We start from the raw sequence: 13,642 nt of genomic DNA on the forward strand, positions 1-13,642 counted from the left end.
ATTCGTTCCGAATTGCAGCTAGAGATGGTTTCGCAGCCCTTCAAGCACAAAGACCTTGTTGCGAGTCGTTAGCATCTTGTGCTGGTCAGCTTTGCTCCGCCTCGATCCATGCGTCGACATTCTCTTCCATGATCGACAGCGGAACAGGGCCGCTTTTCAGGATTGTGTCGTGGAAGCCGCGAATATCGAACTCGCCGCCTAGCGCGGTCTTGGCCCGTTCGCGCAGCTCCATGATCTTGAGCTTACCGATCATATAAGCAGTCGCTTGGCCTGGATAAACCGCATAACGCTCAATGGCCTTGCGGATATCGCCATCGGGGTTCGGCGTATTGTCGGTCAGGTATTGGATCGCCTCTTCGCGGCTCCAGCGCTTGTGGTGAAGACCGGTGTCGACCACCAATCGGCATGCGCGCCACAACTCCATGCCCAATCGGCCGAAGTCGGAATAGGGGTCAGTGTAGAATCCCATATCCTTGCCCAATTCCTCCGAATAAAGGCCCCAACCTTCGGAATAGGCGGTGATCCCGCCAAACCGGCGGAACGGCGGAACATCACCAAGCTGCGTCTGTATCGAAAGCTGCAAATGGTGACCCGGAAGCCCTTCGTGATAGGCCAGCGCTTCCAATTCATTCTTCGACATATCGCGAAGATTGTAGAGATTCACATAATAAGTGCCGGGGCGTGAGCCGTCAGGCGCAGGACGCTGGTAGAACGCTTTACCTGCGCTCTTTTCCCGGAAAGCCTCAACCGCTTTGATCTGCAAAGGATCGGTCGGGAGAACACCGAAGAATTCGGGCATCTTTTCACCGAGCGCATCGATCTTGGCCTGCGCATCAGCGATATATTCCTCGCGGCTGGTGTAGAAGAACTGATCACCATTGCGGGTATATTGGAAGAAATCCTGCAGGCTGCCTTCAAACTCGACCTGCTTCATGATGGCGCGCATTTCGCCATGGATCCGCTCGACTTCGCGCAGCCCGATATTGTGAATTTCGTCCGCGCTCAGATCGGTAGTGGTGTAATTGGCAAGCAGTGCTTTGTAATATGCTTCACCCTCGGGGAAGCGCCAGACACCATCATCGGTTGGTGCAACCGCTTGCTGACGCTTCATTTCATCCAGAAGGCGGGCAAATGCTGGGCGTGCCCGGCTATTCCAGGCGGTAGCAGCCTCCAGCTTGAGCGCGTTTTTGGCCGACTCTTCGATCGACAGACCGTCAATCTTCTTATCGAAGTCTTCGAGCACCGGATTGCCGCTTTGATCGAGAATATTCTCGATATCGGAGATCACATAGGGGAAGACCCAATCAGGCGGCAGCACACCATCATCGGCTTGGTTGCGGGTCGCAACAATCAGCTGATCAACCGCAGGGCCCAGCTTTTCGAGCCGGCTGACATAGGCCGCAGCATCATCCGCATCGGACACACGATGAATATTGATCAAGAACGCGGGAAGCTGGCTTTGGGCACCGCGCATCTGGTCAAAAATGTAATCATATTTGCGGAACTTAAAGCGCTCAGCGCTGCGCTTCGCCATCGCGTCGAACAGGCGGTACGACAGCGCATCGCCCTCGCTCAGCTCATTGACATTGAAATTTGTGCGCATCTTAGCGGCAGTCGCTTGGAGCAGTTCCTCATCGGCCACGGCGGCGGCATCGCTGAAATCTCCCCACTCAGCATAGTCATCGTCGCGCATCCCGCGAAATGATTTCGACAGGGGCGAAAGTTCGAGTTGCGCCGCATCATACTCTTCAAACAGCATGTTGATGTCTGCTGCCTCTACAGCTGCGTCAGTAGCCGCTTCAGCAGATTGCTCTTGGGCGTGAGTGGCAGCGCCTCCAGCAAGCATCAAACCAAGGGCTGCACAGGAAATCATCAGGGACTTGCGCGACATTGTATTCTCCTAAAACTAATCGCTGCCTTCCTAATCGTGCGAATAGTGGTTTGGCCAGAACGCTCGTCGAAAATGCGCGCAAAAAAAGGGGCAGCTCCGTTTCCGAAACTGCCCCTGAAGTCGAGGAACTCTTTGCGTTTTGCTAGAGCCCTTCGGGTCGCATTGGTGGGATAGGCAAAAGTGCCTCGAACCGATTGTATGGAAACGACAAATCTCAAAAAACCTGTCTGAAGTGCTGAAATAACAAGAAAATTTCGTGATACAAAAACTCATCATCGACAGCGGTCTTGCCCGTTGGCATAGCGAATCACGATGATTTTTGAACTTCTCAAACCCGCCATATTTACGCTTGATCCTGAACGCGCCCACCGGTTGACGATTGCGGCGCTTCGCGCTGCCCCCAGCGGATCACCGCCAAAAGCCGGGAAGCTCGCCGTCGATGTGGCTGGCATACCATTCCCCAATCCGGTCGGAATGGCGGCGGGTTTTGACAAGGACGGAGAAGTACCGGACGCGGTTTTGGGGCTCGGTTTCGGCTTTGCTGAAGTGGGTTCGATTACCCCGCGCCCGCAGGCGGGCAACCCCAAGCCGCGCCTGTTCAGGCTGGTTGAAGACAAGGCCGTTATCAACCGGATGGGCTTCAACAATGGCGGCGCTGCCATCGCCGGGAAGCGCTTGGCCGCGCGGAGAGGCAAAGGCGGTGTTGTTGGCATCAATATTGGCGCGAATAAGGATTCAAGCGACCGGATTGCTGATTATGCGGAAATGACACGCATTATGGCGCCGCTCGCGACATATCTGGCAGTTAATATCTCCAGCCCCAACACACCGGGCCTGCGCGCTTTGCAAGATGAGGGCGCGCTCATCGAACTTCTTGACGCAGTGTTCGAAGCGCGCGGGAAAGATGGTCCACCGGTCTTTTTAAAGGTTGCACCTGATCTAACAGCATCGGATGTGGATTCGATTGCGCGCATTGCGGCAGACAAAGGACTTGGTGCACTCATCGTCTCGAACACAACAATCAGCCGTCCAGCTTCATTGCGGTCACCTAACATGGGTGAGACAGGCGGGCTGTCCGGCGCTCCGCTCAAACCGCTGGCGCTTGAGCGGCTGCGTGATTTTCGCAAAGCAACAGGCGGTGAAGTCCCACTGATCGGGGTTGGCGGCATTGGCAGTGCAGAAGATGCGTGGGAACGCATTCGCGCAGGTGCCAGCCTAGTCCAGCTCTACAGCGCGATGGTCTATGAGGGGCCCGGTCTGCCCAAGACAATCACGCGCGGTTTGAAAAGCCTGATGAAGCGCGATGGCTTCTCCACCATTGCAGAGGCAGTCGGGAGCGAATAGCACGCTACCTATGACATATCATTTGATCGCCGCCCTGTCCGCACCGCTTCTGATTGCAGGGTGCGCAACCCCGATGGTTGAAGAAATGTCGGTTAATTCCGTCCCCGAGACCAAAATCGCTATCGCAGGCTCGGTGAGCGCGGCGGACCCTAGGGCGCAAGCGGCGGGTGAAGCAATGCTCGCGGCTGGCGGATCGGCAACTGATGCGGCGATCGCGGTTATGCTGGCTCTAACCGTGGTCGAACCCCAAAGTTCCGGCATTGGCGGCGGCGGCTTTTACGTGCGCGGAACTGCTGATGGTCAGGTTGAAACACTGGATGGCCGCGAGACAGCTCCAGCCGGAGCCGACCCACAATGGTTTATGAGCGAAGACGGCAAGCTACTTCCTTACCGCGAAGCACTACTCAGCGGATTGAGCGTAGGTGTTCCCGGCAATATCGCGATGGTGGCCAAAGCCCATGAAAAACATGGCAAGCTACCATGGGCAAAATTGTTCGAACCGGCAATCAAGCTCGCCAAAGACGGATTCGCTGTCAATCGCCGGCTCAATCGATCGCTCGACGGGCAATTTGGTCGCGCGGGACTGACCGAATATGGGCGCAAAACCTACTACACTCCGGATGGCGAGCCGAAGCCTGTCGGCACGATCATCACCAATCCCGACATTGTTTTCACGCTCGAAACGTTGGCCGAGAAGGGCACCGCAGGGTTCTACGAATCAGGATATGCGGTTGAACTCGCCAACACTGTCCGTCTGAAAACGCCGCGCAACGGCGGGATGACGGCAGCGGACGTGAATGGCTATGTCTCTAAGGAGCGTGAGCCGGTCTGTGGCAGATATCGCGGCTACAAAGTTTGCGGTATGGGCCCGCCGTCGTCAGGCGCGGTCGCGGTTGTGCAAATTCTCGGCCAATTGGAGCGTTTCGATCTCGCTTCGCTCGGTGCCGACAATCCGGTCACCTGGCATCTGTTTCTCGAATCACAGCGTCTCGCTTACGCAGATCGGGAGATATATCTTGCCGATAGCGACTACGTAAATGTGCCGGTTAAGGGCTTGGTCGATCCAAGCTACATGGCTCAGCGCAGTGCTTTGATTGACCCTGCCAAAGCAATCGAAAAGGCTATGCCGGGAACACCCGATGGCGCGCCTTCAATCGCATGGGCTGACGGTGACGAGCCGCCAGAGAACGGAACATCACATTTTGCGGTGGTCGACAAAGACGGAACTATGGTTAGCTACACCTCGACCATCGAGGGGCCATTTGGCTCGGGTCTGATCTTTGGCGGATTCTACCTCAATAACGAGCTGACCGACTTCAGCCGTTCGCCCGAGCGTGATGGCAGAATGGTTGCCAACCGTGTCGAGGGAGGCAAACGCCCGCGCAGTTCGATGGCTCCGACCATTGTCTACGATCCCGATGGCAAACCGTTCGCGGCAATTGGCGCAGCGGGCGGGACCACCATTCCCGTGCAGACCGCACGCGGCATTATCGGTCTGATCGATTTCAGCCTGCCAGTCGATGAAGCGCTAGGCCTGCCATTGCTGATGGCATTTGGTGAGCGGGTCTTGGTCGAAGAAGGCACTTGGTTCGAAGAGCAAACAGACACCTTCAAAGCCTTTGGTCACGATCAAATCATTGCTCGCAAACCGCCGCTGAAAGCAGGCGCAGTGCATTGGAATGGGGCCGAATGGGTATCTGCGCGGGATCCACGCCTCGACGGTTTGCTGGAAACCACCTCCGAATAAGCGGAATCCGGCTTGCCGCTAACCTTCGGGGAGCCTAAATCGCATTCAATCGTTATCCGGAACACAGAAATCCGCGAAACACATCTGGGAGCAGGAGCGCATTTTGCAGCTAGCTGACGTCGACACGGCCAATAATCTGGTCGAACTATTCCTCAAGCGCGCCGACCAAAAGGGCGATGCACCTTTTCTTGGCGCGAAAATTGATGGCGAGTGGCAAACCATCTCGTGGCAGGAGGCCGCCAATAGAGTGTGCTTGCTGGCCGAAAATTTGCGCAAAATCGGCCTGGTGGATGGCGACCGCGTAATGCTGGTGTCCGAAAACCGCCCCGAATGGTGCATTGCCGATCTGGCAATCATGGCCGCGGGCTGCATCTCTGTTCCAACTTACATCACCAATACCGAACGCGACCACGTTCACATTCTCGACAATTCCGGCGCAAAAGCGGTCATCGTATCGAACGAGAAACTGCTCAAGCCGCTTCATCCGGCATTGCTCGCGACGGGTATTGCAGAGCATGTGATTGGTATTGAGGACTTGCACCGGCAGCAGTCGGGCAGCTTCGATTACGATTCATGGGAGACATTGCTGGAAGGCGATCCGGACGTAGCGCGCAAGGCGGTCGAAGAACGGATGACCAAAGTCGGGCGCGATGAAACAGCCTGCATCATCTATACCAGCGGCACCGGCGGTGCCCCGCGCGGCGTCATGCAACACCACGGTTCAATCCTGTGCAACGTCGCAGGCGCGGCAGAAATACTAGCCAATGATTTCGGCCTGGATGATGACGAGCGCTTCCTCAGCTTCCTGCCGTTGAGCCATGCCTATGAGCATTCAGGCGGACAATATCTGCCCATCGGTGCAGGTGCCGAGATCTACTATGCGCAAGGACTGGACAAGCTCGCCAGCAATATCGAGGAAACACGCCCGACGATCATGGTCGTGGTCCCGCGTCTGTTCGAGGTCCTGCGTACGCGTATCATGAAGCAGATCGGGCAGCAGGGCAAAGCCGCCAATTACATGATGGAGCGCGCGCTCGCTATCGGTGAGCATAAGGCGAAGGGCCGGATGCGTCTGCGCGACCGACCGATGAATCTGATTCTTGAGAAAGCACTACGCCCTAAAATCCGCCAGAAATTTGGCGGCCGGATTAAGGCAATGGTTTCCGGCGGTGCGCCGCTCAATCCCGAAGTTGGTATCTTCTTCGAGGCAATGGGCCTGACCATGCTGCAAGGCTACGGCCAGACGGAAGCCGGGCCGGTCATCAGTTGTAACCGGCCTGCCGCTGGTATCGCGATGGATACAGTTGGTCCGCCAATGAAAGGCGTCGAAGTCAATATTGCCGAAGACGGCGAAATCCTCGTGCGCGGCGAGCTGGTAATGCACGGCTATTGGCAGAACGAGTCTGAAACCAAGAAGACAGTGCAAGATAGCTGGTTGCACACCGGCGATATCGGGCATCTCGACGACAAAGGCCGGATCAAAATTACCGACCGAAAGAAAGACATGATCGTCAATGACAAGGGTGACAATGTCGCGCCGCAAAAGATCGAAGGCATGCTGACGCTGCAACCCGAAATCGCACAGGCGATGGTTGCCGGGGAGCAGCGCCCCTATGTCGTCGGATTGATTGTTCCGGATGCCGAATGGGCGGTTGATTGGTCGCGCGCCAATGACGAGAAGTTCGACATGGCACAGCTACAAGATCTACCCGCCTTCCGCAGCGCCGTGAGCGATGCCGTAGGGCGCGTGAACAAAGATTTGTCAGTGGTCGAGAAAGTCCGCCAATTCGCCTTTGCAGACGAGGCTTTCACCATCGAAAACGAAGAAATGACGCCAAGCATGAAAATCCGGCGCCACAAGATCCGAGATCGCTATCAAGAACGGTTGGATGGGTTGTACCGGCGTTAGGCGGCTTCTTTCTCAATAAATTCCGGAAAGAAACTGGGGCGAGCGTCGGACCAGCCGGGCGCTGTGGCGGCGGCTTCACTTAGGCTCTGCAGCAGCATTTTGCGGCGCTCGGGGCGAATCTGCGGTAGCGCGGCAGCGGCGCAGAAGGCGCTCGGCAGCCATGGGCGGGCATCAGCACCAAGCAAACGCTCATAAAGAAAACGGAATGATGAGAAGCAGCTAAGGCGTTCTTGTGCCAAATCGAAAGCCGCCACGCGAGTTAGTTTGCCAATGAAGTTTTCGATAGAGTCGAATCCGGTCGCATTCGGAATGCTATCGCGCAGGGTTTTGAGCTCCTGATAGGCAACATACTGGCTGCGGATCGCAGCGTTCTCTGCCGCATCACGCGCCCAAAGCTTGAATGCGTCCTGACGCCCCAAACCGATATCGAGGCTACGCTTGATGTAGCGCTGCTCGGCCGCTTCGAAATTCGCAAACTCGCGCATTTCGGCGATTGTCAGCGATGCAGTACTGGTGGTCGCCATAGCGATAATTCCCTCTGTTGTGAGGAGACACTCGCGCAACATGGTTAATTTTGGGTTTATTTGTTTAACCTCAAACGCCGGCGGGGCCATCCGGCCCGTTAGGCTTCCGGCCTGACCGGCCGTCAGGCAGTCGCCCTCTGGCTGCCGCGACCAAGATCGGATGCTCCCATGACGGCTTGCTCCGGTCCGGTCGGCGACCAGCCGACCGCAAGGCCGACTGGCCGCCCGAGCTTATGCGAAATAGCAAAGCCTGCGGATGCAGGCGCCCGGCTACTGACGGACTAAAATCTCAAATCAACCCTGCCAGCGGGCTGCTGGGATCAGCATATTTGCGTGTTCCCATGCGGCCTGACAGGTAGGCGTGCCGCCCTGCTTCCACAGAAAGCTTCATCGCACGCGCCATGCGAAGTGGGTCTTTTGCCTCGGCAATTGCGGTGTTCATCAAAACGCCATCACAGCCCAGCTCCATTGCGACCGCTGCGTCCGATGCCGTGCCAACGCCTGCATCGACCAGTACCGGTACGCTAGCGCCTTCAACAATCAGGCGAATGGTAACGCGGTTCTGGATGCCAAGACCCGAGCCTATCGGTGCCCCGAGCGGCATCACAGCGACTGCGCCTGCTTCCTCTAATTGCTTCGCCGCGATCGGATCATCGACGCAGTAGACCATTGGCTTGAAGCCTTCATTAGCAAGCGTTTCGGTCGCTTTGAGGGTTTCGCGCATGTCGGGATAGAGTGTGCGCGCCTCGCCAAGCACTTCCAGTTTCACCAGATCCCAGCCGCCAGCTTCGCGCGCCAAGCGCAAGGTTCGGATCGCATCATCGGCAGTGAAGCAGCCTGCAGTATTGGGAAGGTAAGTGATCTTCTTCGGATCAATATAGTCGGTGAGCATCGGCGCTTTGGGATCAGACACATTCACCCGGCGCACGGCGACAGTAACGATCTCCGCACCGGACGCTTCAACAGCCGCTGCGTTTTGTTCAAAGTCTTTGTACTTGCCGGTCCCGACAATCAGCCTCGAGGTGAAGCGTTTTCCCGCAACTTCCCAGCTATCATCATCATAGTTTTCGGCGTGATCACCGCCACCAACAAAGTGCACGATCTCCAAAATATCGGCATCGGCTAGCGTGGCCTCAGCCAACGTTGAGCGCGGAACGATCTCACCATTACGCTCAACCGCCACTTTCGCAGGGTCGAGGTCCAATTCGGCTACCAAAGCAGCAATAGAACTGGCGTGGGATTGGCGGCTTTCGCCGTTAACGGTCAGGGAAAGGGACTGGCTCATGCCAGCCAAATAGCGGTCAACGCTTCTCAGGCAAGTGCGAACGCAAGTTCAATATGTGGCCAACCGAAACCAGAGTCACACCGATTACCGTCAAAACCACCTCATGCACGCCGTGCGGAACCGCCAAGGCGCCGCCCATAAAGGTCAGGCCCATCATCGCGATCACGAAAGGAGCTGTGCGGCGGTGTTGAATCGCGCCCCAACCAATAGCGACCGCAGCAATCACCAAAGCAATCGCCAGTCCGACGCGGTGAATTGCTGGTGCAAAGAACAATTCTCCACCGATACCAAGAGAGGACACAATCAGAATGCTCAGCAGACAATGCGCGGCGCAGAGGCCCGAGAGGACCACACCGGCGCGATCTAGTCTCGCGCGAATCGTGGGGAAAACGCTACGCATTGCCGACGCTATGTATGTGATAGTGTAACATTCTGCAAGTGAGGTTGCACGAATTGGTCTTGCCTAGCGCCATACACGTCAGCATTGGGGACGCATGGATTCGCAGGAACACTCCGAAGATGCACAAGCGCTTGCCACACCGCGCCGTTATGGTCGGCCTGCCGCTCTAGCGAGATGGCTAATGGCTGTGGCTGGAGTCATCGTTGTAATGGTGATTGTGGGTGGCATCACCCGCCTCACCGAGTCCGGCCTCTCAATTACCGAGTGGAAGCCTGTGACCGGCACCCTACCGCCGCTCAACGAGGCGCAGTGGCAGGCCGAGTTCGAAGCGTACCAGCAGATTGGCGAGTATCAGCAAATCAATGGTCCCGCAGGCATGACGCTGGCAGACTACAAGTTCATCTATTTTTGGGAATGGTTCCACCGATTGCTAGGGCGGTTCATCGGACTGATTTATGCGGTTCCACTCGCTTGGTTCTGGTTCAAAGGGGCGATTCCGACCGGCTACAAACCACGATTGCTCGCACTGCTCGCCCTCGGCGGGCTTCAGGGCACATTCGGCTGGTATATGGTGCGCTCGGGCCTTTCGACCGAGGTTACGGATGTCAGCCACTTCTGGCTCTCGATCCATTTACTGACAGCACTGTTCACACTGGCGGGTCTAATCTGGACCGCGCTCGACCTCAGGCGTCTGGAGCAGATCCCGAATGCGCGCCCTGCCCAACTTACAGGTGTCGGTTGGATTGTCAGTATCGTGCTGTTCATTCAGCTTTTGCTCGGCGCATGGGTCGCCGGTCTGAACGCTGGTCTGGCATCGGATAGCTGGCCGCTGATGCAAGGACGGTTGGTACCAGAGTTCGACAGTTCAAAAGGCCTATGGTGGGCACTGACGCACGATCCGTACCTGCTGCACTTCCTGCATCGCTGGTGGGCATGGGTTGCAGTTATTGCTCTGATAGTTCTCGCGAGAAGAACACGCGCGTTCGATCGCCGGGCATCCGTCGCTATTCATTCTGCATTTGGCCTGCAGATCATTCTGGGTATCGCCACCGTCTGGACCGGCGTGAACATTTGGGTCGCGACCGCGCACCAAGCCGTCGGCGCCCTGTTGGTGGCCGCAACTGCTTGGGGCATTCATTTACTCGGTCGCACGAAATGAGCGCGCTCATCTGGACTGTGTTTCGCGACAAAGCACAAGCCGAGCCGATCTTGGCAGCGCTTCTTGAAGAAAAACTGATTGCCTGTGCCAATCTTTCAGAGGGGCTGGATTCGGTTTTTATTTGGCAGGGCAATATCGACGAGCAAAAAGAATGTGGTGCATTGTTGAAAACCCATCATTCGCTTCTACAGGCAGCAATCGACCGGCTTGAGAACTTGCACCCATACGAAACACCCGCCATTCTAGGTTGGCAATGCAACGAAGTCGGGGTCGCAACCGATGCATGGCTCAGCGAATTGGGTGAGTCCGATGGCAATGGGAGTGACGGGCATGAAGGCAGTTCCACGGCGTGATGCACTGAAAGCGCTTGGCGCTCTTTCTGCTCTTGCGTCAATTGACAGGCCTTTGAGTGCGAACGCTCTACAAACCGCTCAAAAATTCGCCCCACCAACAGGGCCGATGCGGTTTTCGCGTAGGCTTGTGCGTAATCTGACCGACGGCAAACAGATCATCGTCGAGCGAACATGGAAAGTTCTTTTCGCACCCGCTGGCCAAGGGTTTATGCTCGATGGCGAGCAAATTTCGGTCGAGGTATCGGCTCCTCCGGGGCTGGAAGCACTCGCCGATCTAGAGCGACGCAAGCGCGAAATCGGGCTTTTTCCGCTGATGTTGACAAGCGATGGTGTGATTATGGGCAACAGCGGCTCAGTTGCGCAGAAATCAGTAATTGATCGGGCGATTGAGCTGGCGAGCCAAGAAGTGGCCGCGCGCGCCTCGTCAGAAGCAGATCGGAAGGCAAGCCGTGAGTTTCTAAGAGCCCTTCAATCGTCCGCAGAGAAGGCAACGAGTCGTCTGCCTCGCGATTTGTTCCAGCCACAGCAGATGTCGGCAGTTGATGAGCGCACATTGCCGCTGCCAGATGGTACGAAGGGTACGGTGCTGATCGAGTTTAGCGCCGAAATATCCGCGCAAACCGGCCTAATGCAGAAAGCTAGCCGTATGGTCACAACCCGCATCGGCGACTCCGAGCGCACCTCGGCAGAAAAATGGTCTCTAGGGCCAATCTGATCGCCGGATCAGCGCAAAAGGCGACACGGTATTATTTTACCTCCTCTGTGATGCGCGGATTTGCTTGACTTATGCGCCCTAAACCATCATTTGGCGCGCTCTTCACGGACCTATCAAATAGATTCGCGAGTCAGGCGGTGCTTAGTGTGCTGCATCAATTTTTAGGAATGGATTCAGCCCATGAAGGCTCTCAGCAAAATGACTCAGTCGGTTAAGCCGGCTGATGTCGAAAAGAAATGGCACCTTATCGATGCCGACGGTCTCGTCCCCGGACGCCTCGCCGCTATCGTCGCGAACCTGCTGCGCGGTAAGCACAAGCCCAGCTACACCCCGCATGTTGATTGCGGCGATCACGTGATCATTATCAATGCCGACAAGGTGAAATTCACCGGTAACAAGGCTGCGAACAAGATTTACTACAAGCACACCGGACACCCCGGCGGCATCAAGGAAACCACGCCCGAGAAAATCCTCGAAGGCAAATTCCCTGAGCGCGTGCTTGAAAAAGCCATCCAGCGCATGATCCCGCGCGGCCCGCTTGGCCGTGACCAGATGCGTGCGCTGCACCTTTATAACGGCACCGAGCACCCACATGCCGGCAACAACCCCGAAGTGTTGGATGTTGCCTCGATGAACCGCAAGAATAAGGCGTCTGCATAATGGCCGATACCAAAGATACCGTCTCCGATCTCGCCGATCTGAAAGACATCGCCGCTGACGCACCTGCTGCGGATGCTGAAACTGCCGAAAACGTTGTGGTCGAAGCTGCGCCTCTGCGTGAGCAAGAGATCGACGATCTCGGCCGCGCTTATGCAACCGGCCGCCGTAAAGATGCGAAAGCCCGTGTGTGGCTGAAGCCTGGCACAGGCAAGATCACTGTGAACGGACGCGATCAGGAAGTGTATTTCGCACGCCCTACTCTGCGTCTGGTTTTGAACCAGCCTTTCACCATCACTGAGCGTGAAGGCCAGTATGACATCATCGCAACCGTTCGCGGCGGCGGCCTTTCGGGCCAAGCCGGTGCGGTCAAGCATGGCATCAGCCAAGCGCTTGCGAAATACGAACCTGCACTGCGCAGCACGGTTAAAGCCGCTGGCTTCCTGACCCGCGACAGCCGTGTGGTTGAACGTAAGAAATACGGCCGCGCGAAAGCTCGTCGTAGCTTCCAGTTCTCGAAACGTTAAGTTCTACGCTTTCGATGCAAAAGGGGCGGTCCGGAAACGGGCCGCCTTTTTTGTTTGGCAGTTAATCGCCCGTGCCGAAGACGCGCTGCTGAACCTCAAGACCAGCCTTAGGATCATAGGTTACAACATTATAACCCGGCTCGGCCCCGCGTAGCCGGGTCGAGAGCGTTCCTGCGCCAACCATCCTCACTGACTGGTTCCCCGATGCTCGGTTCAGATCGAACGGCACGTGGACATGGCCAGTCAAAATCGCATCGACGCCCGCATCGGCCAACGCCGCGAACGCATTATCGCCGCCAATGGTGGGATTCTTACCGTCGGGCGTTGCTGGAAGCAGGGGGTGGTGGCAGCTCACGATACGATAGCGATCATCATCGGGTAGCTCGGCTATCTCTCTTAACGTCTGAGCCAATGCATCCTTATGTACGTAACCATCCGACCAAGGAAAACGTGGCTGGATTCGAACGGTCGTTTTCAGCGAAACGATAACACAATGCTCGAACGAAAGCGGCGCACCGACTGAATCAGCCAATGCGCCATAGCGTTTGTAAGGCTGTGTGAAGCGTTCCCACAAATTGTAATAGGGCATGTCGTGATTCCCCGGCTCCAGCGTCACCGGGGTATCAAGGCTTTGGAAAAATCTGCGTGCAGCATCAAACTGTGCGTGTGTCGCGCGCTGTGTCAGATCACCCGTGCAGATGACAGCATCAGGCCTCTCGTCACGCACGGCGTCGGCGAACCATTGCAGCGCTTCGCGGTGCTCGACCCCGAAATGCACATCGCTGACGTGGAACAGGCGAACGGGCTGAGTCACACTTTGCCCGACAGGATCAGCCAACCAGACATCGCGTTGAGGCCTGTATACATCAGATAACCCCAGCCAATCGCGGGCCAGCCATTGGCTGCGAGCAGCATGGCCGCCAGCAGCACCGCGAATTCCAACCCGAATGCGATCCGCCGGCCCCGATTGTTGGCGAACCATGGGATTTGTCCCAGCAGCGGATGCCCACTCTCCATCACCGCCTTATGCAGCGCGAAATTGCCGATCCCGAGCATGAAGATAAGCGCGATTGCCATGCCGCGCTTCTGCATAATCGCCCGTCGCTTAGCAAGCGCGGTTCGTCGGGCATT

Annotated in this window: 14 protein-coding genes; 8 read left to right on the plus strand and 6 right to left on the minus strand. The window is 56.7% G+C overall.

The window, feature by feature from the left end; translation table 11 throughout:
• Positions 1-85 precede the first annotated feature (85 nt).
• Positions 86-1,891 carry a DUF885 domain-containing protein gene (locus tag J9777_RS11900; protein ID WP_209349036.1) on the minus strand — a complete coding sequence of 602 codons (1,806 nt, stop codon included), beginning with the start codon at positions 1,889-1,891 and terminating at the stop codon, positions 86-88.
• Positions 1,892-2,203: 312 nt separating this feature from the next.
• Here J9777_RS11900 and J9777_RS11905 point away from each other — a divergent pair, with 312 nt between their 5' ends.
• The 3 genes from J9777_RS11905 to J9777_RS11915 all read left to right on the plus strand — a co-directional run bounded on the left by J9777_RS11905 (position 2,204) and on the right by J9777_RS11915 (position 6,891).
• A complete protein-coding gene (locus J9777_RS11905; protein ID WP_209349037.1) occupies positions 2,204-3,235 on the plus strand; it encodes a quinone-dependent dihydroorotate dehydrogenase in 1,032 nt (343 codons plus the stop codon).
• A 10-nt stretch (positions 3,236-3,245) separates the two neighbouring features.
• A complete protein-coding gene (gene ggt / locus J9777_RS11910) occupies positions 3,246-4,982 on the plus strand; it encodes a gamma-glutamyltransferase (RefSeq protein ID WP_209349038.1) in 1,737 nt (578 codons plus the stop codon).
• Between the two features lie 100 nt (positions 4,983-5,082).
• Positions 5,083-6,891, plus strand: coding sequence for a long-chain fatty acid--CoA ligase (locus J9777_RS11915; protein WP_209349558.1), 1,809 nt, complete (start codon positions 5,083-5,085; stop codon positions 6,889-6,891).
• On the opposite strand, the gene J9777_RS11920 is transcribed toward J9777_RS11915, so the two are convergent.
• From J9777_RS11920 to J9777_RS11930, 3 genes are all read right to left on the minus strand, one after another.
• On the minus strand, positions 6,888-7,415 hold the full coding sequence (locus J9777_RS11920) for a hypothetical protein (RefSeq protein WP_209349039.1): 528 nt from the start codon (positions 7,413-7,415) through the stop codon (positions 6,888-6,890). The genes J9777_RS11915 and J9777_RS11920 overlap by 4 nt on opposite strands.
• 289 nt (positions 7,416-7,704) lie before the next feature.
• On the minus strand, positions 7,705-8,700 hold the full coding sequence (thiS, locus tag J9777_RS11925; protein WP_209349040.1) for a sulfur carrier protein ThiS: 996 nt from the start codon (positions 8,698-8,700) through the stop codon (positions 7,705-7,707).
• A gap of 16 nt (positions 8,701-8,716) precedes the next feature.
• A complete protein-coding gene (locus J9777_RS11930; RefSeq protein ID WP_209349041.1) occupies positions 8,717-9,100 on the minus strand; it encodes a MerC domain-containing protein in 384 nt (127 codons plus the stop codon).
• 94 nt (positions 9,101-9,194) lie between these two features.
• Between J9777_RS11930 and J9777_RS11935 the strand changes: the two genes are divergently transcribed.
• From J9777_RS11935 to rpsI, 5 genes are all read left to right on the plus strand, one after another.
• On the plus strand, positions 9,195-10,259 hold the full coding sequence (locus J9777_RS11935) for a COX15/CtaA family protein (protein WP_209349042.1): 1,065 nt from the start codon (positions 9,195-9,197) through the stop codon (positions 10,257-10,259).
• Positions 10,256-10,612: a divalent-cation tolerance protein CutA gene (gene cutA / locus J9777_RS11940; RefSeq protein WP_209349043.1), complete on the plus strand. Its 357-nt coding sequence runs from the start codon at positions 10,256-10,258 to the stop codon at positions 10,610-10,612. Before J9777_RS11935 ends, cutA begins: the two co-directional genes overlap by 4 nt.
• Positions 10,590-11,327, plus strand: a complete 738-nt coding sequence (locus J9777_RS11945; RefSeq protein ID WP_209349044.1) for a hypothetical protein — start codon at positions 10,590-10,592, stop codon at positions 11,325-11,327. Before cutA ends, J9777_RS11945 begins: the two co-directional genes overlap by 23 nt.
• A gap of 180 nt (positions 11,328-11,507) precedes the next feature.
• Positions 11,508-11,987 (plus strand): 50S ribosomal protein L13, encoded by a 480-nt coding sequence (gene rplM / locus J9777_RS11950; protein WP_209349045.1) that lies wholly within the window; start codon positions 11,508-11,510, stop codon positions 11,985-11,987.
• Entirely contained in the window at positions 11,987-12,511 is a 525-nt protein-coding gene (rpsI, locus tag J9777_RS11955; protein ID WP_209349046.1) for a 30S ribosomal protein S9, read from the plus strand. The genes rplM and rpsI overlap by 1 nt, the downstream gene beginning before the upstream one ends.
• Positions 12,512-12,572: 61 nt before the next feature.
• On the opposite strand, the gene J9777_RS11960 is transcribed toward rpsI, so the two are convergent.
• Positions 12,573-13,349, minus strand: a complete 777-nt coding sequence (locus J9777_RS11960; protein WP_209349047.1) for a metallophosphoesterase — start codon at positions 13,347-13,349, stop codon at positions 12,573-12,575.
• The gene (locus J9777_RS11965) at positions 13,322-13,588 is read right to left on the minus strand and encodes a hypothetical protein (RefSeq protein WP_209349048.1); all 267 of its coding nucleotides are present in this window, start codon (positions 13,586-13,588) and stop codon (positions 13,322-13,324) included. Before J9777_RS11965 ends, J9777_RS11960 begins: the two co-directional genes overlap by 28 nt.
• Between the last annotated feature and the right edge of the window lie 54 nt (positions 13,589-13,642).

Origin of the sequence: Pontixanthobacter sp. CEM42, from assembly GCF_017812015.1 — a bacterium.
Taxonomy (GTDB): Bacteria; Pseudomonadota; Alphaproteobacteria; order Sphingomonadales; family Sphingomonadaceae; genus Pontixanthobacter.